The 20,490-nt window shown below is 71.1% G+C and carries 16 protein-coding genes; 10 read left to right on the top strand and 6 right to left on the bottom strand.

Annotation, left to right across the window (positions count from 1 at the left end; translation table 11 throughout):
* The first annotated feature begins 7 nt into the window (after positions 1 to 7).
* Complete coding sequence (locus FHS29_RS29825; protein WP_184696351.1) at positions 8 to 1,876, top strand: acetyl/propionyl/methylcrotonyl-CoA carboxylase subunit alpha; 1,869 nt, start codon at positions 8 to 10, stop codon at positions 1,874 to 1,876.
* Entirely contained in the window at positions 1,873 to 3,033 is a 1,161-nt protein-coding gene (locus FHS29_RS29820) for an acyl-CoA dehydrogenase family protein (RefSeq protein ID WP_184696349.1), read from the top strand. The genes FHS29_RS29825 and FHS29_RS29820 overlap by 4 nt, the downstream gene beginning before the upstream one ends.
* 1 nt (position 3,034) lies before the next feature.
* Here the strand turns inward: FHS29_RS29820 and FHS29_RS29815 are convergent, their stop codons facing one another.
* Entirely contained in the window at positions 3,035 to 3,913 is an 879-nt protein-coding gene (locus FHS29_RS29815) for a hypothetical protein (protein ID WP_246440997.1), read from the bottom strand.
* A gap of 429 nt (positions 3,914 to 4,342) precedes the next feature.
* On the opposite strand from FHS29_RS29815, the gene FHS29_RS29810 reads away from it, so the two are divergent.
* From FHS29_RS29810 to FHS29_RS29800, 3 genes are all read left to right on the top strand, one after another.
* Positions 4,343 to 4,756: a protease inhibitor I9 family protein gene (locus tag FHS29_RS29810; RefSeq protein WP_184696345.1), complete on the top strand. Its 414-nt coding sequence runs from the start codon at positions 4,343 to 4,345 to the stop codon at positions 4,754 to 4,756.
* A 70-nt stretch (positions 4,757 to 4,826) separates the two neighbouring features.
* Positions 4,827 to 5,963 (top strand): S8 family peptidase, encoded by a 1,137-nt coding sequence (locus FHS29_RS29805; RefSeq protein WP_184696343.1) that lies wholly within the window; start codon positions 4,827 to 4,829, stop codon positions 5,961 to 5,963.
* 60 nt (positions 5,964 to 6,023) lie between these two features.
* Positions 6,024 to 7,151 carry a S8 family peptidase gene (locus FHS29_RS29800; RefSeq protein WP_184696341.1) on the top strand — a complete coding sequence of 376 codons (1,128 nt, stop codon included), beginning with the start codon at positions 6,024 to 6,026 and terminating at the stop codon, positions 7,149 to 7,151.
* Here the strand turns inward: FHS29_RS29800 and FHS29_RS29795 are convergent.
* On the bottom strand, positions 7,130 to 7,588 hold the full coding sequence (locus tag FHS29_RS29795; RefSeq protein WP_184696339.1) for a GNAT family N-acetyltransferase: 459 nt from the start codon (positions 7,586 to 7,588) through the stop codon (positions 7,130 to 7,132). The two genes, FHS29_RS29800 and FHS29_RS29795, sit on opposite strands and share 22 nt — an antisense overlap.
* A gap of 236 nt (positions 7,589 to 7,824) precedes the next feature.
* Here FHS29_RS29795 and FHS29_RS29790 point away from each other — a divergent pair, with 236 nt between their 5' ends.
* Positions 7,825 to 9,012 carry a S8 family peptidase gene (locus FHS29_RS29790; protein ID WP_184696337.1) on the top strand — a complete coding sequence of 396 codons (1,188 nt, stop codon included), beginning with the start codon at positions 7,825 to 7,827 and terminating at the stop codon, positions 9,010 to 9,012.
* A gap of 755 nt (positions 9,013 to 9,767) precedes the next feature.
* Here FHS29_RS29790 and FHS29_RS37200 read toward each other — a convergent pair.
* Positions 9,768 to 10,439, bottom strand: a complete 672-nt coding sequence (locus FHS29_RS37200) for a peptidylprolyl isomerase (protein WP_184696335.1) — start codon at positions 10,437 to 10,439, stop codon at positions 9,768 to 9,770.
* Between the two features lie 155 nt (positions 10,440 to 10,594).
* Here FHS29_RS37200 and aspS point away from each other — a divergent pair, with 155 nt between their 5' ends.
* The 4 genes from aspS to FHS29_RS29765 all read left to right on the top strand — a co-directional run bounded on the left by aspS (position 10,595) and on the right by FHS29_RS29765 (position 15,613).
* Positions 10,595 to 12,394 (top strand): aspartate--tRNA ligase, encoded by a 1,800-nt coding sequence (gene aspS, locus FHS29_RS29780; RefSeq protein WP_184696333.1) that lies wholly within the window; start codon positions 10,595 to 10,597, stop codon positions 12,392 to 12,394.
* A 42-nt stretch (positions 12,395 to 12,436) separates the two neighbouring features.
* A complete protein-coding gene (locus FHS29_RS29775; protein ID WP_184696331.1) occupies positions 12,437 to 13,378 on the top strand; it encodes a DUF389 domain-containing protein in 942 nt (313 codons plus the stop codon).
* A gap of 159 nt (positions 13,379 to 13,537) precedes the next feature.
* Positions 13,538 to 14,737: a hypothetical protein gene (locus FHS29_RS29770; RefSeq protein WP_184696329.1), complete on the top strand. Its 1,200-nt coding sequence runs from the start codon at positions 13,538 to 13,540 to the stop codon at positions 14,735 to 14,737.
* Positions 14,738 to 14,788: 51 nt separating this feature from the next.
* Complete coding sequence (locus FHS29_RS29765; protein WP_312865160.1) at positions 14,789 to 15,613, top strand: SGNH/GDSL hydrolase family protein; 825 nt, start codon at positions 14,789 to 14,791, stop codon at positions 15,611 to 15,613.
* Here the strand turns inward: FHS29_RS29765 and FHS29_RS29760 are convergent.
* From FHS29_RS29760 to FHS29_RS29750, 3 genes are read right to left on the bottom strand one after another with little or no spacing between them, the layout of a single operon-like run.
* Positions 15,606 to 17,426 carry an ArnT family glycosyltransferase gene (locus FHS29_RS29760; RefSeq protein ID WP_184696326.1) on the bottom strand — a complete coding sequence of 607 codons (1,821 nt, stop codon included), beginning with the start codon at positions 17,424 to 17,426 and terminating at the stop codon, positions 15,606 to 15,608. The genes FHS29_RS29765 and FHS29_RS29760 overlap by 8 nt on opposite strands.
* A complete protein-coding gene (locus FHS29_RS29755; protein ID WP_184696324.1) occupies positions 17,423 to 18,676 on the bottom strand; it encodes a bifunctional glycosyltransferase family 2/GtrA family protein in 1,254 nt (417 codons plus the stop codon). Before FHS29_RS29755 ends, FHS29_RS29760 begins: the two co-directional genes overlap by 4 nt.
* Complete coding sequence (locus tag FHS29_RS29750) at positions 18,673 to 20,451, bottom strand: ArnT family glycosyltransferase (RefSeq protein WP_184696322.1); 1,779 nt, start codon at positions 20,449 to 20,451, stop codon at positions 18,673 to 18,675. Before FHS29_RS29750 ends, FHS29_RS29755 begins: the two co-directional genes overlap by 4 nt.
* Positions 20,452 to 20,490: the final 39 nt, after the last annotated feature.

The following is a 20,490-nucleotide window of genomic DNA, read 5'->3' as shown; positions in this document are numbered from 1 at the left end:
GACTACCGTGATCGCGAAGCTGTTGATAGCCAACCGGGCGGAGATCGCCCGCCGGATCACCCGGACCTGCCGTGACCTCGGCATCAGCCCGGTCGCCGTGTTCTCCGACCCGGACGCGGACGCGCCGCACGTGCGCGAGGCCGACGCCGCCGTGCGGCTGCCCGGTGCGACGCCCGCCGAGACGTACCTGCGGATCGACGCCCTGGTGGCCGCCGCGAAGGCGGCCGGCGCGGACGCCGTGCACCCCGGCTACGGGTTCCTGTCGGAGAACGCCGACTTCGCGCGTGCCGTGCGGGCGGCCGGGCTCACCTGGGTCGGCCCCGACCCGGACGCCATCGAGGCGATGGGCTCGAAGGTCGCCGCGAAGAAGCGGATGGCCGCCGCCGGCGTGCCGGTGCTGCCCGAGCTGGACCCCGAGTCGGCCACCGAGTTCCCGTTGCTGGTCAAAGCGTCGGCGGGCGGCGGCGGGCGCGGCATGAGGGTCGTCCGGTCGCCGGACGAGTTGGCCGGGCAGGTGGCCGCCGCGCGCCGGGAGGCCGAATCGGCGTTCGGCGACGGCACCGTGTTCTGCGAGCCGCTGCTGGAAGGCGCGCGGCACGTGGAAGTGCAGGTCCTGGCCGACGCGCACGGCACGGTGTGGGCGCTGGGGGAGCGGGAGTGCTCGATCCAGCGGCGGCACCAGAAGATCATCGAGGAGACGCCGAGCCCCGCGGTGCGGCCCGAGGCGCGGCAACGGCTGTTCGACGCCGCGACCAGGGCGGCGCGGGCCATCGGGTACGTGGGCGCGGGCACGGTGGAGTTCCTGTTCACCGACGACCAGCGGTTCCACTTCCTGGAGGTCAACACCCGGCTCCAGGTCGAGCACCCGGTCACCGAAGAGGTGTACGGCGTCGACCTGGTGGCGTGGCAGCTGGCGATCGCCGAGGGGGAGCGGCTGCCGGACAGCCCGCCGGAGCCGCGCGGCCACGCCGTCGAAGCCCGCCTCTATGCGGAGGACCCTTCACAGGACTGGCGTCCCGCGACCGGTACGTTGCACCGCTTCCACGTGCCGCCCGGCGTGCGGGTGGACAGCGGGGTGGAGGACGGCAGCGAGGTCGGTGTGCACTACGACCCCATGTTGGCCAAGGTGGTCGCCTGGGCGCCGACCCGGCGGGCCGCGATCCGCAAACTGGCCACCGCGTTGGACCGGTCGGCCGTCCACGGTTTGGTCACGAACCGCGAACTCCTGGTGCGCACGCTGCGCCATCCGGCCTTCGTCGCCGGGGATACCCATACCGGGTTCCTGCACCGGCACGGCCTTCCGGCAGCACCCGCGGTGGACGTCTGGCCCCTTGCGCTGGCGGCTGCCGTGGCGTTGGCCGAAATTCGTCGGACCAACCTACCGCTGGGCTGGCGGAATCTCCCGTCGCAACCCCGGAAAACAGTGTTCGAATTCGGCGGTGAAACCGTGGAAGTCTGCTACCGGCACTCCCGCCGCGGGGTGCTCACCGACTCCGACGTGCGCGTGGTAAAAGCGTCACGCAGCGCAGTCGTGCTGGAGTGCGACGGGGTGCGGAAAGCGCTGCCGGTCGCGGTCTACGGCGATCTGGTCGTGGTGGACGGGGTGGCGCTGCGGCTCCTGCCGCGCTTCCCGGAGCCACGGCCGACGACCGCCGAGGGCGCCACCGTCGCCCCGATGCCCGGCACCGTCGTGCGCGTCGCGGTGTCGGCAGGTCAGGCCGTCGGGCCGGGCGCCGAGCTGCTCGTGCTGGAGGCCATGAAGATGGAGCACCGGGTGCTCGCCGCGACCGGTGGCACGGTCGCCGAAGTCCTCGTCCGGCCCGGAGAACAGGTCGACGCGGGCGACGTGCTCGCAGTGGTGGAGGCAGCGTCGTGACCGACTTCGTGGAGAGCGCGGAACGGCGGGCGCTGCGCGCGGCGGTCGCCGACCTGGCCGGCGGGTACGGGCACGGGTACTTCGTGGCCAAGGCGCGGGCGGGGGAGAAGACCGACGAGCTGTGGGCCGAAGCGGGCAGGCTGGGCTACCTCGGCGTGGCCGTGCCGGAGGAGTACGGCGGCGGTGGCGGGGGCATCGGCGACCTGGCGGCGGTGTGCGAGGAACTGGCCGCCGCGGGCTGCCCCATGCTGCTCGTGGTGGTGTCGCCGGCGATCTGCGCGACCGTCATCGCGCGGTACGGCACCGACGCGCAGAAGCGGCGCTGGCTGCCCGGTTTCGCCGACGGCACGACGAAGATGGCGTTCGCCATCACCGAGCCCGACGCCGGCTCGAACTCCCACCGGCTCGCCACCGCGATCCGGCGCGAGGGTGACGAGTGGGTGCTGTCGGGCGGCAAGTACTACATCTCGGGGGTGGACGAGGTGGCGGCCGTCCTGGTCGTCGCGAGGCACGTCGACGCCGCCGGCCAACGCCTCATGCCGTCGCTGGTGATCGTGCCGACCGACGCCCCCGGCTTCACCTACCAGCACATCCCGATGGAGGTCGTGTCCCCGGAGAAGCAGTTCACCTGCTTCTTCGACGACGTGCGCCTGCCGCTGGACGCGCTGGTAGGGGCCGAGGACGCCGGGTTGGCCCAGCTGTTCGCCGGGCTCAACCCGGAACGGATCGTGGCGGCCTCCTTCGCCACCGGCATGGCCCGCCGCGCCCTGGACCAGGCGACCGAGTACGCCCGCACGCGATCCGTGTGGGGCACGCCCATCGGTGCTCACCAGGGTGTCGCGCATCCGCTGGCGCAGTGCGCGATCCAGGTCGAACTCGCTCGGCTGATGACCCAGAAGGCCGCGGCTCTCTACGACGCTGGAGAAGACCGGGCTGCGGGTGAGGCGGCCAACATGGCCAAGTACGCGGCGGGGGAGGCGGTGGCGGCGACGGTGGACCAGGCCATCCAGGTGCACGGCGGGAACGGGCTGTCGTCCGAGTACGGACTCGGCGCCCTGCTCGCCGCGTCCCGGCTGTCCCGGATCGCGCCGGTCAGCCGCGAGATGATCCTGAACTTCGTGGCACAGCACACGCTGGGGTTGCCGCGCTCCTACTGAGTCAGGCCCACTGCCAGCGCAGTCCCACCACACCGGGGCCGAAGTCCAAGGCAACGGCGTACGCGTAGCCCCAGGTGTCCACCGGGGTTTCGCGCACGTCGGTGGCTTCGCCACCGGTCAGATCGGTGGTGAACTGCTCGCAGCGCACGGGACGGCACCGCGAGTCGTACCGGACTTCCAGCACGTACTCCCGGACCGGGTGCCGGAACCTGCGCGAGTAGGTGTCGTCGAACGTCGGGTGGTGCGGTGCGACGTGGATGAGCTCGTACTCCACGGCGGTGCGCTCTCCCCTGCGCAGCGGCCGGTCGAACAGCAGTTCGGCGATCATCAGACCGTTGCGCGGATCGGCGGAGACCCGCCCCAGTCTGCACGACCGCAGGGTGCCGATCACCGGCAGCGGGTCACCGGGCAGCCGGGTGTCGTAGCCCAGCAGTACCCGGTCCACCCCCGCCCGCTCGGCTCGCAGCACCTGCCGCGACCGCACCCGGCGGGTGCTGCCGTCCATCGCCAACTCGACCTGGTCCCGCAGGCTGAGTCGGGTCAGGTCCTGGTCGGTGGTGGTGTCCACGTCGGCCAGCAGTTCGGCCATCGACTCGTAGTCGCCGGCCTCCGCCCAGCCCTCCGGCCCGGTCATGCGCAGCCGCGGCCGCGCCTTCCCGCGCGGGCGGGGCGGTCCCAGCAGGGTGCTCAGCCCTCCTTCTCCGACCTCCAGGATCTCTTCGAGGTGTCCGACTGCGGTCAGTGAGTCGGGCCGTTCCGGGCGGCGTCGCCCGGACTGCCAATAGCTCAGCGCGGCGATGCTGACCGCCACGCCGCGTGACCGCAGCTTGTGCTGGATGCGTTCCAGGCTCAGTCCTTTCGCCCGGATCGCTGATCGCAATGCGTCCGCGAAGGGGTCCGCTCCTGCGTCGATACGTCGGGGATCGCGTACCCGCGATTCCGGTCCGACGACTGGCGTAGGCATCTCCGCTCCGTTCTCCCGAGGACAAGGCGAGCGACGTTATCGTGCGAAATGATGCCAGCGGTACAGCCGATCGGGTTTCCCGACGTGAATTTAACCGAATCGGCGGGCAAAATCCGGCCGGCCGTGGAATGTTTGAATTCTCATTAACAGCAGTGGTGTGAAGGACCGACTCCCGGCAGACGTCCCACCGGCGCTGGGTCGTCTGGTCGCTTCCGGGTACCCGAACCGCCGCATAGCCTCATCGACGTGGGGTGATGCCGGGCACACCCCGCGCGGCCGAGGCTTCCGCCCCTTTGGCGCGGGCGGGCGTCGGGGGCCGTTCCCTGCGAAGAACGGACAACGCGTATGCGCGAGCTCAGCCGGTGGGCCGCACCGGCCGCCGGAGCGGTGCGGCCGGCCCTGGTCACACCGCTCGGGCAGGCCGCCGAGGACGCGATCCGGTCGGCCGCAACCGCCGAAGCGATCCCGAACGGCTACCCGGTGCAGCCGAAGGATTTCTCCACGGCGAGTGCGAACTCGCTCGCGGCGCGGTTCGGCGGTCGGGTGGAGCGCATTTTCTCCACGGCGTCGAACGGCTTCTCGGCCGCGTTGTCCGAGCGCGCCGCCAAGCGACTCGCCGCGGAACCGGCGGTCGAGTGCGTGAAGCAGCACCTGGTCGTGCGCGCGCCTTGGGCGACGCCCGCAGCGGCACCTCGATGGCGACCCCGCACGTGGTCGGCGTGGTGGCCCGCTACCTCCGGACCACCCTCCACGGCCTGATCCCCCTGTGAGACGGGAACCCCGGCGTGCCACCCGCGCCGGGGTTCCCCATCCCCGCAAAGGAAAGCCGATGCGCAAGCTGTTACCCGGCCTGGCCGCCGCCACCCTCACCGCCGCGGTTGTGGCCACGCCCGCCGAAGCCGAGGGCGCGGTCCGGCATGCGGGCTCGGCGTGGGCGGTGCCCGGGAGCTACATCGTGAAGCTGGCGGACGTGTCGGCGTTCGGTGATGTGGCGTCCCGGTTTTCCGGGCAGGTCGAGCGGATGTTCTCGGGACCGTTCAAGGGTTTCTCGGTGCGGTTGAGCGAGAAGCAGGCCCGGCGGCTGGCCGCCGATCCGGCGGTGCAGTACGTCGAGCAGGACCAGGTCGTCCGGGCCGGTCCGATCACGCAGACCGGCGCGCCGTGGGGGCTGGACCGGATCGACCAGCGCAACCTGCCGCTGGACACCCGGTACAGCTACACGTCGACCGGCGCCGGGGTCACGGTGTACGTGATCGACACCGGTATCCGGGTCACGCACCAGGAGTTCGCCGGCGGTCGGGCGTTCCACGCCTGGGACGCGGTGGACGACGATCCCGTCGCCCAGGACGACAACGGCCACGGCACGCACGTCGCGGGCATCATCGCGGGCCGGGTGCACGGGGTGGCCAAGGGCGTGCGCGCGGGGGCCGTGCGGGTGCTGGACGCCCAGGGCAGCGGCACGATCTCCGGTGTCATCGCGGGCGTGGACTGGGTGACCCGCAACGCGCAGAAGCCCGCCGTGGCCAACTTCAGCCTCGGTGGGGGAGTGTCGAACGCACTGGACAACGCGGTGCGCGCGATGATCGGCTCCGGCGTGACCGCGTCCGTGACGGCGGGCAGCTCCGGCAGCGGAACGATCAACACGTCGCCGGCGCGGGTCACCGAAGCGTTGGTGTCCGGTGCTTCCACCCAGACCGACGCGCGTGCGTCGTACTCCAACCACGGCTCCGGCGTCGACCTGTTCGCGCCGGGAATGGCCGTCACCGCCGCCTGGCACACCAGCGACACCGCGCTCAACACGTTGAGCGGCACGTCGATGTCGACCGGGTTCGTGTCGGGGGTGGCCGTGCGGTACCTGCAATCCGATCCGGCGGCGACACCGGCCCGGGTGCACGCGGAACTCGTGAACGAGGCGACTCCGCTGCCGTGGGGCGGACGGCTCCTGTACTGGTCGCCGATCAGGTAGTACCCCGCGGCACGTGACCCGTGTCGCGGTTCCCTGCGAAACCCTGCGAAGGAAGATCCCATGCGCAAGTTGTTGTCCGGCCTGGGCATAGCCGCCCTGGCCGTCGGTTTTTCGACCGTGCCCGCCCAGGCTGAGGGCGCGGTCCGGCATGCGGGCTCGGCGTGGGCGGTGCCCGGGAGCTACATCGTGAAGCTGGCGGACGTGTCGGCGTTCGGTGATGTGGCGTCCCGGTTTTCCGGGCAGGTCGAGCGGATGTTCTCGGGACCGTTCAAGGGTTTCTCGGTGCGGTTGAGCGAGAAGCAGGCCCGGCGGCTGGCCGTCGACCCGGCGGTGCAGTACGTCGAGCAGGACCAGACCGTGCGGGCGTACACCACGCAGACCAACGCGCCGTGGGGGCTGGACCGGATCGACCAGCGGAAACTGCCGCTGGACACCAAGTACAGCTACACGTCGACCGGGCGCGGCACCACCGCGTACGTGATCGACACCGGTATCCGGGTCACGCACCAGGAGTTCGGCGGCCGGGCCTGCAACGGTTGGGACGCGGTCGACAACGACGACGTGGCCCAGGACGACAACGGCCACGGCACGCACGTCGCGGCGCTCATCGCGGGCCGGACCTACGGCGTGGCCAAGCAGGCACGGGTGTGCGGCGTACGGGTGCTCAACGGTGCCGGCAGCGGCACGACGGCGGGCGTCATCGCGGGCATCGACTGGGTGGCGCGCAACGCGCAGAAGCCCGCCGTGGCGAACCTGTCGCTCGGCGGCGGCGTGTCCACCGCCCTGGACGACGCGGTGAGCAAGCTGATCGCCTCCGGCGTGACGGCGTCCGTCACCGCCGGCGGGAGCAACGCCGACGCCGTCAACAGCTCGCCGGCGCGTGTGCTGGAGGCGCTCACGTCCGGCTCGTCCACGACCACCGACACCAAGACGACGTTCTCCAACTACGGCAAGGTCGTCGACGTGTACGCGCCGGGCATGAACATCCAGTCCGCGTGGCACACCAGTGACACCGCCGTGAACACGTTGAGCGGCACGTCCATGTCGACCGGGTTCGTGTCCGGTGTGGCACTGCGCTACCTGCACCTCAACCGCACGGCGACACCGGCGCAGGTGCACACCGAGATCGTGCGCGCGTCCACGCCGCTGTCGTGGGGCAACCTGCTCTACTGGCCGCCCGCGAGGTGATCCGTCGGGGCGAGGTCGTGTCGCATCACGACCTCGCCCCCGTCGACCTCGCCGGTCTCGACGAACCCGAACGCCCCGTACAGGCCGTGCGCCACGGCGTTGCCCGGCACCAGGCTCAGCGACAGCTGCGTGCGGCCTTCGGAACGCGCGATGTCCGCGATGGCGGCCAGTCCCTTGCGCCCCAGCCCACGTCCTTGCGCCCTCCGGTCGATCATGAAGCGGACGATGTGGAGGTCGTGCGGCTCGTCCCGGTGGAGCAGTGTGAAGCCGACCAGGTCGTCACCGGAGTACATCGCGAGCGGCTGCATCTTCGGCCGGTGGATCCACGCGTCCGCGATGGAGCGCAGGTTGGACGCGACGAATCCGCGCTGCTCCTCGTGGACTTCGAGGTCGATGACGGCGCGGTAGTTGTCCTCGGTGACGGGTTCGAGACGCATGTCGGGAAACTAGCGGCACAGTCCCAGCACGTCTCTCGGAATCCGGGAAAGTGCAGGTCAGGGGTCTTCTTCACCGTCCTGTGATAACTGGCAATCTTTCACACTTGGCGGCTGTGCGGACGGGCTGCTTATGTTGGTGACTGTCAGCGAGGGCAAGGTGGCCCATTGTCACACCCACTCCCTGCGTGCTGCCCGTGGGTGGATGGTCCGGCCACCGCATCGAGAACGGAAACGTCATGCGACAGTCACGACAGGTCCGGTTCCTGGCCGGTATCGGCGCGACGGCCATCGCCGCCGCAGCGAGCACCCTGTTGGCTTCCCCCGCTCAGGCCGCCGAAGGAGAGATCCGCGCCGCCGACGCGGCGGAGAAGGTGCAGAACAGCTTCATCGTCAAGCTCAAGGACGGCACGACGGCCGGCGCCGAGTCGTTGGCGGCCCAGTACGGCGGCAAGGTCGACCGCGAGTTCCGCAACGCGCTGCGCGGCTTCACCGTCTCGCTGCCCGAGTCGGCGGCCAAGCGCCTCGCCGCCAACCCGGCCGTCGAGTACGTCGAGCAGGACCAGGTCTTCCACGTGACGACCACCCAGACCAACCCGCCGTCGTGGGGTCTCGACCGGATCGACCAGCGCAACCTCCCGCTCGACTCGTCGTACAGCTACACGTCGACCGGTTCGGGCGTGAACGTCTACGTGGTCGACACGGGCGTGCGCATCAGCCACCGCGACTTCGGCGGCCGGGCGAAGAACGGCTACGACGCCGTCGACCGGGACAACGTCGCCCAGGACGGCCACGGCCACGGCACCCACGTCGCCGGAACCGTTGCCGGTGGGCAGTACGGCGTGGCGAAGGGCGCCACCATCCACGCGGTGCGCGTCCTGGACAACGCCGGCAGCGGCACGACCGCCGGCGTCGTGGCGGGCATCGACTGGGTCACCCAGAACCACGTGAAGCCCGCCGTGGCGAACCTGTCGCTCGGCGGCGGTGCGTCCACCGCGATCGACGGCGCCGTGCGCCGTTCCATCTCGGCCGGCGTCACCTACGCGATCGCGGCCGGCAACAGCAACACCAACGCCGGCAGCTCGTCCCCGGCGCGCGTCACCGAGGCCATCACCGTGGGCGCCACCGAGCGCACCGACGCCCGTGCCAACTACTCGAACTACGGCTCCGTGCTCGACATCTTCGCCCCTGGCTCGGGCATCACGTCCTCGTGGAACACCGGTGACACGGCGACCAACACCATCTCCGGCACCTCCATGGCCACCCCGCACGTGGCCGGCGCCGCTGCCAGGTACCTCCAGAACAACCGCTCGGCCACGCCCGCCCAGGTAGCGAGCTACCTGGTGGGCCAGTCCACCCCGAGCAAGGTCACCAGCCCCGGCTCCGGTTCCCCGAACCGCCTGCTCTACCTGGCCCCCACCGCCTGACCCGAGCCGGACCGAACCACCGAACCACCCGAACCAAACCCCGAAGGGCCACCTCCGCCACACACGGAGGTGGCCCTCCCTTTTCCGTCCTCCAACGACCTCCCGCCAACCCCCGGCCCACCCGCCCACCCGACCGCCGGCAGCCGCGCGCCAGCGCACACCTCTGCCTTGCTGTGTGTCATCCCCGTATGGCCTGCGCGCAGCGAACCGCACTTGTCCAGGGAATGCAAGCACGCTTTTCGCTTGCATTCCCTGGACAAGTGCGGTTGTCTTTGACCAGGACATGCGGGGATGACACACAGCCTGCTTGCATCTTTTAAGCTTTGGGGAGATCCTTGGCGGTCTGCCCGTCCGGCGAGGACTCTTTTCATACTTGGCGCCACACGGTTCTTTGTAGCAAGAGGATCTTCGTAGCAAGAGCTTGAAAAGCGACGCTCGCCGCTTGGCAGACCTCCGGGGAGGAAAAACGGAAGGGCGTCGTGTTCTCCCCGCATGGCCTGTCAAAGACCACCACGCTTGTCCAGGGAGGTCAAGCGAAAAGCGTGCTTGACCTCCCTGGACAAGCGTGGTTGCCCTGCGGGCAGGCCATACGGGGAGAACACGAGGCCAGGGGTCTGTGCAGTGCGTGCACAAGCGGAGGGCGGGAGGAGCGGGCAGGCGGATCCCGCAGCAGACCGGGCAGGCGGAGGGGCGAGCGGGCAGGCGGCAAGCGGGTGAGCGTGGAAGCGGCGCGGCTTGAGGTAAAGGTGCGCGGGCTATTTCTCGGTGATGGTGGTGAGCTTCAGTTCCTTGACCGGCTTGCCGTCCGTCTCGCTCTGTACGGCGACGACTCCGCCGGCCGCGACCTTGTCCAGAACGTCCATGCCGCGCGTCACCTTTCCCAGCACGGGGTAGTGCGACGGGAATTCACTGTCCTTGTAGACGATGAAGAACTGGCTGCCGTTGGTGCCCGGGGTGGACCGGTTCGCCATTCCGATGACACCGCGTTCATAGCCACCGGTCTTGGCATCCGGGTCGTCGTACTTGTAGCTCGGGCCGCCCTGCCCCAGGCCGGTCGGGTCACCGCACTGGATGATCCAGATGCCGGCGGTCACCATTCGGTGGCACTTGTTGCCGTGGTAGAAGCGTTCCTGCACCAGGTGCTTGAAGCTGTGCACGGAACAAGGGGCCGACGCCGCGTCCATGGTGAACTCGATGTCGCCCTGGCTGGTGTCCACGCTGAACACGACCTCGCCCTCGGCGGGCACCCGGTCCCCGTCCGGCAGGTCGACCTGCTTGGTGTCGCCGTCGCCGGCGACGGACTTGTAGTCGCACTTGGTCATCGGCACCTCGGGCAGGGGACCTGCCACGGGTGTTCCCTGGACGGTGTAGGCGCACCCGGTGGTCAGCAGGACCATCACGGCACTCAGCAGCAGTCGTCTGGCCACTTGAGGATCTTAGGGTCCGGCAACACCCCCGCGAACGCGTTGGGCAAACCTGGTGGCGTCTTCCGGGGAGTCGTTGGCTAGCCTTGACGACCAGTCGTTGTTCCGCTAGACCACGTCGGCCGAGCCGACTCCCGAACCCGAGGAGAGCAGTACCCGTGATGCGCACGCACGAGGCCGGGACGCTCCGCGCCGAGCACGCCGGGCAGTCCGTCACCCTGACCGGGTGGGTGGCCCGCAGGCGCGATCACGGCGGCGTGATCTTCATCGACTTCCGTGACGCCTCCGGGATCGCGCAGGTCGTGTTCCGGGAAGGGGAGATGGCCGAGCGCGCCCACCGGCTGCGCGCCGAGTTCGTGGTGAAGGTCGTCGGCGACGTCCACCGCCGGCCCGAGGGCAGCGAGAACCCCGACCTGCCGACCGGCGACATCGAGGTCTACGCCTCCGAGCTGGAGGTGCTCAACGAGGCCGCGCCGCTGCCGTTCCAGTTGGACGAGCACCTGGAGGTCGGCGAGGAGGCCCGCCTCAAGCACCGCTACCTGGACCTGCGCCGCAGCGGTCCGGCGAAGGCGATGCGGCTGCGCAGCGAGGCCAACCGGATCGCCCGCGAGGTGCTGCACGCGGCGGACTTCGTGGAGGTGGAGACCCCCACGCTGACCCGCTCCACCCCGGAGGGCGCGCGCGACTTCCTGGTCCCCGCCCGCCTGCGCCCCGGTTCCTGGTACGCCCTGCCGCAGTCGCCGCAGCTGTTCAAGCAGCTGCTGATGGTCGGCGGCCTGGAGCGGTACTACCAGATCGCCCGCTGCTACCGGGACGAGGACTTCCGCGCGGACCGGCAGCCGGAGTTCACCCAGCTCGACATCGAGATGAGCTTCGTCGAGCAGGACGACGTGATCGCCCTCGGCGAGCAGATCATCACCGCGCTGTGGAAGGACCTCGCCGGCCACGAGATCCGGCAGCCGTTCCGCCGCATCTCCTACGCCGAGGCGATGGACAAGTACGGCTCGGACAAGCCGGACCTGCGCTTCGGCCTGGAGCTGACCGAGCTCACCGAGTACTTCAAGGACACCCCGTTCCGGGTCTTCCAGGCGCCGTACGTGGGCGCGGTGGTCATGCCCGGCGGTGCGGACCAGCCGCGGCGCACGCTCGACGCGTGGCAGGAGTGGGCCAAGCAGCGCGGCTCGAAGGGCCTGGCCTACGTCCTGGTCAACGAGGACGGCACGCTCGGCGGTCCGGTCGCCAAGAACCTGTCCGACGCCGAGCGGGACGGCCTGGCCAAGGCGGTGGGCGCGAACCCCGGCGACTGCGTGTTCTTCGGTGCGGGCGACCCGGACGGCGCACGGGCGCTGCTGGGCGCGGCACGGGTGGAGATCGCGAACCGGATCGGGCTCATCGAGGAGGGCTCCTGGTCGTTCGTGTGGGTCGTGGACTTCCCGATGTTCGAGGCCACCGACAAGATCGGTGACGACGTGGCGGTCGGCAGCGGCAAGTGGACCGCGCTGCACCACGCGTTCACCTCGCCCACCCCGGAGTGGCTGGACCGCTTCGAGGAGGACCCCGGCAACGCCAAGGCCTACGCCTATGACATCGTCTGCAACGGCAACGAGATCGGCGGCGGCTCGATCCGTATCCACCGCGCGGACGTGCAGCAGCGGGCGTTCGAGGTGATGGGCATCGGCGCGGAGGAGGCGCAGGAGAAGTTCGGCTTCCTGCTCGACGCCTTCAAGTACGGCGCCCCGCCGCACGGCGGCATCGCGTTCGGCTGGGACCGGATCACCATGCTGCTGGCCGGCGCGGACTCGATCCGCGAGGTCATCGCGTTCCCGAAGAGCGGCGGCGGCTACGACCCGCTGACGGCCGCGCCCGCCCCGATCACCGCGCAGCAGCGCAAGGAAGCCGGGGTCGACGCCAAGCCGCAGCAGTCGGCGCAGCAGCAGTCGGCACAGCCCAGGTCGTAGGTCCGGCGGACGCGGGCGAGGCGGTCGGGCACAGTCATGGCCATGCTCCACTTGCGGGCCGTGTGCCCGATCGACCGCACCGACCAGGTGCTGGCCGCGCTCAAGGAACACCCCGGTGTGGCGCACGTCCTGCTGTTCCGGGGCGCGGCCGTGGACCCGGCCGGTGACGTGGTGGAGGCCGACCTCGCCCGTGAGGCCACCGACGAGGTGGTCGACGCGCTGTGCGGCCTCGGCATCGACCGCCGCGGCGGCGTGACGCTGGAGCAGATCGACACCGCGCTGTCGGACGCGGCCGACCGGGCGGAGGAGGCCGCGCCCGGTGAAGGCGCGGACGCCGTGGTGTGGGAGGAGCTGATCGCCCGCACCGGCGAGGAGTCCCGGCTCAACGTCACCTTCCTGTCGTTCCTCACCATCGCCTGCCTGCTGGCGGGGGTGGGCGTGGTGACGAACTCGCCGGTCACCCTGGTCGGCGCGATGGTCGTGGGGCCGGAGTTCGGGCCGCTGGCCGCCATCGCGGTCGGGCTGGTGCTGCGGCGCGGCGACCTGGTGCGGCGGGCCGGGCTGGCGCTGGCGGTCGGCTTCCCGCTGGCCATGCTCGTCACGTTCGGCGGCGCGGTCGTCGGGTCGTACACCGGGCTGTTCGACCGGGACATGGTGCTGGCCGCCCACCAGGCGGACTTCGTGTTCGAAGTCGGGCCGTTCTCGCTGATCGTGGCGCTGCTGGCGGGTGCGGCGGGGATGCTGTCGATGACGTCGGCCAAGTCGGCGGCGCTGGTCGGGGTGTTCATCTCGGTGACGACCGTGCCCGCGGCGGGTTACGCGGCGATCGCGGCCGTGCTGGGCGAATGGGCCATCTGCGGCATGTCGGTGCTCCAACTGGGGGTGAACCTGGTCGGGATCGTGGTGGCCGCGGCCGCCGTGCTGGGGCTGCGCAACCGGCGCAAGCGGACTCGTGACCTGGGGAGACCGCTTTCCCACGGCTGACATCCACCGCTGTTCCCGCGATGTGGGACGGGCGTGCCGGACACCGGACTTGGTTGCAGTATCGACAAACGGTGGTCGAACCGTGCATATGAGCACTACCGTCACGGTGCCCGGACGGGTTCTGTCAGGTCGGTGGCCACCGGGGTAGGGTCGGAGGGGATGAGCGTGGAGATCACCGCCGGCCCGGCGGACATCGACGACGCCGCCGACTCCGACCTGATCGCAGCGGTGGCGGCTGCCGAGTCCGTGTTGAGCGGGCGGTTCGGCGCGCCGGTGCGGCTGGCTGATCCCGAGCGGCTCGGGGGAGCGGGCCGGTCCGTGGTCGTCCGGGTGCGGGTGGCGTCGACGCCGTTCTCGTTGCCCCGGACGCTGGTCGTGAAGCGCTACCCGTCGGCGATCGCCGACCGCGACCCGTTCGCGCACGAGGCGGTGTCGCACAAACTGCTCACCGCGCTGCCCGGCGAGGACCGGCTGACCCCCGAACTGGTCGCGCAGGACAACGGCAAGCGGCTGGTCGTGCTGGAGGACCTGGGCAAGGCCCCCCGGCTGGCCGAGAAGCTGCTCGGCCCGGACGCGCGGGCCGCCGAACGCGGCCTGCTGTCCTGGGCGCACGCGATGGGCCGGCTGCACGCCACGACGGCGGGCCGGGACGCGGACTTCGACGCGCTGATGCGGCGGCAGGGCAGCCAGTGCTGCGCCGACCCGATCGCGGTGGACGTGCACGCGGCGCTGGCCGGGCTGCCGCGGCTGCTGGCCGAGTCGCTGGCGGTGGACACGCCGCCGGCGGTGGTGGAGTTCGCCGAGCAGGCGGTGCGCGGGTTCGTCACGTCCCGGCGGCGTGCGTTCAGCCCGTCCACGTCCTGCCCGGACAACCACCTGGTGACCAGCAAGGGCGTGCGGTTCCTGGACTTCGAGGGCGGCTGCGTCCGGGACGTCGTGTTCGACGCGGCGTGCCTGCGGGTGCCGTTCCCGTCCTGCTGGTGCCCGTACGGGCTGCCGGCCGGCATGTCCGAGGCGATGGTGGCGGCGTGGCGGGCCGAGGTCGGCTCGGTGTGGCCGGACCTGGACGACGACGCGGTGTTCCTGCCCCGGCTGCTGGAGGCGCAGTTCCTCTGGGTGTGGCTGGGCACCTGGCGCGGGCTGCCCGGCCTGGACTCGGCGCTGCCGTCCGGGCACCGGCCGCTGGACTCGCCGCCGCGCAGCACGGTGCTCACCACGCGGTGGATGCGGCTGCGGACGGATGCGCTGGCGCTGGGCGAGAAGCACGTGGCGGCGCACGCCGAGGCGATGATCTCGGCGTTGCTCTCCCGGTACGGGTCGGCGGCCGCGGAACTGCCGCTGTACCCGGCATTCCGGTAGCGTTCCGCCGCCTGTTCCCGAGCGGACACGTCGCTGCGCGATGGTCGTCGGGTGGCCAAAGCGGTGCGAAGCCTGGTGGTCCTGGGGGATTCGACGGCGGTCGGGGTCGGCGACCCGGTCCGTGGCGGGTGGCGGGGTGTCGGTCCGCTGCTCGCGGCGGCCTTCCCGGAGGCGCGCTACCTGAACCCGTCGTTCCCCGGCGCGCGGGTGGCGTGCGTCCGGTCCGAGCAGTTGCCGAACGCGTTGCGGGCACGTCCCGACGCGGCGGTGCTGTTGGTGGGCATGAACGACACGCTCCGGTCCGACTTCGACGCCGTCCGGCTGCACGAGGACCTGGACGCGATCGTCGGTGGACTGGTGGCGGCGGGCGCGTCCGTGGTGACCGTGCGGTTCCACGACCACAGCCGGGTGTTCCGGCTGCCCGGCGCGTTGCGCAGAGCGCTGTCCGCGCGGATCGCCGAGCTGAACGAGGTGATCGACGCGGTGGTGCGGCGGCACGGCGTCGGGTGCGTCGACCTGGGCCTGCTGGACGGCGCGTACTCGTCGGACACCTGGGCGGTGGACCGGCTGCACCCGTCCGAGCTGGGGCACCGGAAGCTGGCGCGGGCGTTCGCGAACCGGTTGGCGGAACAGGGTTGCGAGGTCGTCCGGCCGGTCGGTCTGGAGTGCACGGGCGGCATCACGATCACCCCGTTGCACCACCTGGGGTGGCTGGTGTTCAAGGGCGTCCCGTGGCTGTGGCGGCGGGGCGGGGACTTGCTGCCGTACGCGGCGGCCGTCGTGCACCGGTCCTGGACCGGTGCGGCGGAGAAGGGGGCGGTGGCCGTGGCCGAAGTCCGCGGCCACCGCCCGGTCGAGGCGGAACGGGCTAGCTGAGCTTGTAGACGGTCCGGTCGCCGATCTTCACGGGCTGGTGGTTGTCCGCGACCCAGGTGGCGATGTCGCCGTTGCCGGCCGGACCGCCCATCTGCCCGCCGGAGACGAAGTAGCCGATCCGGCCGTCCGCGACGTACTGCCGGAACTCCTCCAGCGTCGGTGCGGGGTCGCCGCCGCTCCAGCCGCCGATGCCGATGACGGCCTTGCCGCTGGACAGCGACAGGCTCGCGGCGGCCTGCGCGCTGATCGCCGCGGCGGCCCACGTGCCGGTGGTGGCCTTGAGCAGGTCGGTCAGCTCCTCCGGGATGCCCTCGGCCTCGCCCGAGGTCCGCATCCCGCCGTCACCGCCCTGTCCGGTCGTGTACGCGGCGGGACCGGACATCGGGATCGAGCCGCCGTGCGCGGTCCCGGCCGTCGCGACACCGAACGCCACCGACGACAGCAGCGCCGTGACGACGGCGATCGCGGCGGTCCGCTTGACCCCCATGACGATCGCGGTGGTGACCACGACGGTCAGCGCCAACACCGCCCACCGCAGCGCGGGCAGCCACTCCGGGTACCGGACGAGCAGCGAGAAGCCCCAGAAACCGCACGCCGCGACCATCGCGGCCAACGCCACGCGGACCGGCAGGTGCGCCCGTCCCCGCCACATCTCCCTTCCCGCGATCGCCACGATCGCGGCCACGCCCGGTGCGACGGCCACCGTGTAGTAGGGGTGCGTGATGCCGCTCATGAGGCTGAACACGATGCCGTTGACCAGAACCCACAGGCCCCACGACAACAGCGCGGCCCGCGTGCGGTCGGTACGAGGCGCGCGGCGCGTGAACCACAGTCCGGCCAGCACACCGACGATCGCGGCGGGCAACAGCCACGAGACCTCCGCGCCCATGCCGGCGCCGAACAGCCGGCCGATGCCCGCCTCGCCGCCGAAGGCGGTGTTCCCGTTGCCGTCGCCGACCACCACCCCGTTGCCGCCGCCCCTGCCGCCGCCGAAGATGCGGCCCAGACCGTTGTAGCCCATGGCCAACTGCCACAGCGAGTCGGTCCTCGAACCACCGATGTACGGTCGGGAAGCGGTCGGCCACAGCTCGACCAGGGCGATGAACCAGCCGGCCGACACGACGACCGCGACCCCCGCGCCCACCAGGTGCAGGAGCCGCTTGCCCAACGTGGTCGGCGCGGCCAGCAGGTAGGCCACCGCGAAGCCGGGCAGCACCGGCAACGCCTGCCCCATCTTGGTCAGGAACGCGAACCCGACCGCCACACCGGCCAGCGCCAGCCACTTCCACGACGCCTTCTCCAGCGCCCGCACCGTGCAGTAGGCGCCCGCCACCATCAGCAGTGTCAGCAGCGCATCCGGCAGGTTGAACCGGAACATGAGCACCGCCACCGGGGTCGACGCGAGCGCGGCTCCCGCCAGCAGCCCGGCCACCGCGCCGGACGTGCGCTTCACCGTGGCGTACAACAGCCACACCGCCAGCACGCCTTCGACCGCCTGCGGAGCGAGGACGGTCCAGCTGGAGAACCCGAAGATCCGGGCGGACAGCCCGCTGACCCACAGCGCGGCGGGCGGCTTGTCGACCGTGATCACGCCGCCCGCGTCCAGTCCGCCGAACAGCCACGCCGTCCAGCTCTGCGCACCGGCCTGGGTCGCGGCGGCGTAGTAGCTGTTGCCCCAGCCCGAATCGGTGAGGTTCCACAGGTACAGCACGGCCGTGCCGGCGAGCAGCACCACCAGCGCGGGCGTGGTCCAGTTGCGACTCGTGGGCGGCGTGGCGTGGGTGGGGGACGGCGCCGTGAGAGTGGCGGTCATGACGTGGGCTCCAGGGGACGGTGGCGGAAGACCCAGTTGCGCAGCAACAGGAATCGCAGGACGGTGGCGAGCAGGTTGGCGCCCACGACGGCAGCGAGTTCGGCCGTGCCGCCGGGCGTGGAGAAGTGGTGCAGCAGGGCGAGTGATCCGCTGGTGAGCCCCAGTCCGAGACCGAACACGATCAGGCCTTCGAACTGGTGCCGACCCGCGCCGCGCCGGCCGCGCACACCGAACGTGAAGCGGCGGTTGGCTGCCGTGTTCCCGATCGCGGTCACCAGCAGGGCGACCAGGTTCGCGCCTTGCGCGCCCAGGCCCCCGCGCAGCAGCACGAACAGCAGCAGGTACGCGAGCGTGCTGGCCACACCGACAGCGGCGAACCGGACCAACTGCCGGAACAGGCCCTTCGGCACGCCGGGGGTCGCCGGCTCCAACGGCTCCCGGCCGAGCTGGGTGCGCAGCTCGCCGATCGGGATGCGGCCGGTGAGCAGGCCGCGCGCCACCCGTGCCACGCCCTTGAGGTCGGCGACGGCCGTGGCCACGATGTCCACCCGGCTGTCCGGGTCGTCCACCCAGTCCACCGGGACCTCGTGGATGCGCGCACCCGCCCGTTCGGCGAGCACCAGCAGTTCGGTGTCGAAGAACCAGCCGGTGTCCTCCACGTGGGGGAGCAGCCGCCGGGCGACGTCCGCGCGGATGGCCTTGAAGCCGCACTGGGCGTCGGAGAACCGGGCGGCCAGCGTGCCGCGCAGGATCAGGTTGTAGCAGCGGGAGACGAACTCCCGCTTGGGGCCGCGCACGACCCGTGCGCCACGGGCCAGCCTGCTGCCGATCGCCACGTCCGAGTGCCCGGAGATCAGCGGCGCGACCAGCGGTGCCAGCGCGGCCAGGTCGGTGGACAGGTCCACGTCCATGTAGGCCAGCACCTGGGCGTCCGAGGCCGACCACACCGCGGAAAGCGCTCTGCCACGCCCCTTCTCCGCCAGGTGGACCGCGACCACGTTCTCGATCTCGCCCGCCAGCTCCTCGGCGACCGCCCACGTGGTGTCCGTGCTGGCGTTGTCGGCGATGGTGATGCGGAACCGGTACGGGAAGGTCTGGGTCAGGTCGGCGTGCAGCTTCCGCACGCACGGCGCGAGATCGCGCTCCTCGTTGTACACGGGGACCACCACGTCGAGCACGGGGGTCGTCGTGAGCGTCGCGAGTGTCATGAGGTCAGCCTCGGTGGCTTCGCTGGGTGCGTCGTGTGTCATCGCTGTGCACCCGCTGTGAGGTCGTAGACGTCGACGCCGCCCACGGTCACGGCTTCGAAGGTGTCCTGCACCCACTCGGCGATCCGCTCGGAGGCGTCACTGCCCGTCTCGGCAGGCATCCCCGCACCGCCGAGGAAGTAATGAATGTGTCCACTTCGGACGTGTTCCTGGAACTCTTCGAGCGTCGGCGCGGGGTCCGTGCCGTTGAACCCGCCCACGGCCATCACCGGAACGCCACTGCCCAACTGGTAGCCCGCCGCGTTGTTCGAGCCGACCGCAGCCGCACCCCACCGGTACTTGCCGCTGTTCTCCCGCAACAGCCCGACCAGTTCCACGTCCGGCGTCGGTGCGCTGAGCAGACCACCGCCGTCGCGCCCGCCGCCGGGACCGATGAGCACCAGACCGCCGCCACCGCGCATCCCGTTGTCCGGTCCGGCACTGGGGACAGCCCCGGAATGCGGCGTCGCGGCCGTGGCGACCGAGTACGCACCCGGACCGAGCAACGCCGCCACCACAGCGATCGGCACCACGACCGCCGCCGGCGCGACCGTGGACAGGAACAGCCCCACCGCCGCCAGCAGCCCGAGGACGAGGACCGCCGCGGCCAGTCCCGGCGACCAGTCGAGCAGCAACAGGTAGCACTGGAGCGCGGTGATCGCGAGCGCCCCCGACAGCGCTGCCGCGGCACCGGGTTCCTGCCTTCGTCGCCACAACGCCGTCGCACCGATGCCGATGATCGCCCCGATGGCCGGCGCGAGAGCCACGGTGTAGTAGGCGTGGATGATGCCGTTCATGAAGCTGAACACCACGGCGGTGACCACCAGCCACCCGCCCCACAACGCCAGCCCCGTCCGCCGTCGGTGATCGGCCGCCCAGAAGCCCGCGATCAACAGCACCACGGCGGTCGGCAACAGCCACGCGATCTGACTGCCCATCTCCGCGCCCAGCAGCCGACTCCAGCCCGCCGACCCCCAGCCCCGGCCACCGCCGACACTGCCCACCTCGTCACCGGTCAGCCGGCCCAGCCCGTTGTAGCCCAACGCGAGTTCGAGCACGCTGTCGCTCTGCGACCCGCCGATGTGCGGCCGTGAGCCGGCGGGCACCAGCTCCACAGCCAGCACCCACCAGCCACCCGCCACGACCATCGCACCCGACGCGACCGCGAGGTGCCAGGCCTTCTTCCGGACCGCCGTCGGCGCAGCCAGCAAGTACACCAACCCGAACGCCGGCAGCACCAGGAACGCCTGCAACATCTTGGTCAGGAACGCGAACCCGACCGCCACACCCGCCAGCGCCAACCACTTCCACGAAGCCGTGCCGGTGGCCCGCACCGTGCAGTAGGCACCCGCGATCAACAGCAGCACCAACAGCGCGTCGGGATTGTTGAACCGGAACATCAACACGGCCACCGGCGTCAACGCCAACACCGCACCGGCGATCAGTCCGGCCGCCTCACCGGCGACGCGCTTCACCGCGGCGTAGAGCAAACCGACACTCGCCACACCCATCAAGGCCTGCGGAACCAGGATGCTCCAGGCGTTGACACCGAACAGCCTGGCCGACAGTCCCATCACCCACGTGGCAGCCGGCGTCTTGTCGACGGTGATCGAGTTGGCCGCGTCCGTCGACCCGAAGAACCACGCCTGCCAACTCTGCGCGCCCGCTTGGGCGGCGGCGGAGTAGTAGGCGTTGGCCCAGCCGGAGTCACCCAGACGCCACAGGTACAGCACCGCTGTCCCGGCCAGCAACAGCAACAGGGGTAGTCGCGCTCGCATGCCCTTGAGCGTGCTGCCGCGGACTGGGTGCCCCTTGTG

Origin of the sequence: Saccharothrix tamanrassetensis (assembly GCF_014203665.1) — a bacterium.
In the GTDB taxonomy this organism is placed as follows: Bacteria; Actinomycetota; Actinomycetes; order Mycobacteriales; family Pseudonocardiaceae; genus Actinosynnema; species Actinosynnema tamanrassetense.
This window is presented reverse-complemented; position numbering and strand designations above follow the sequence as displayed.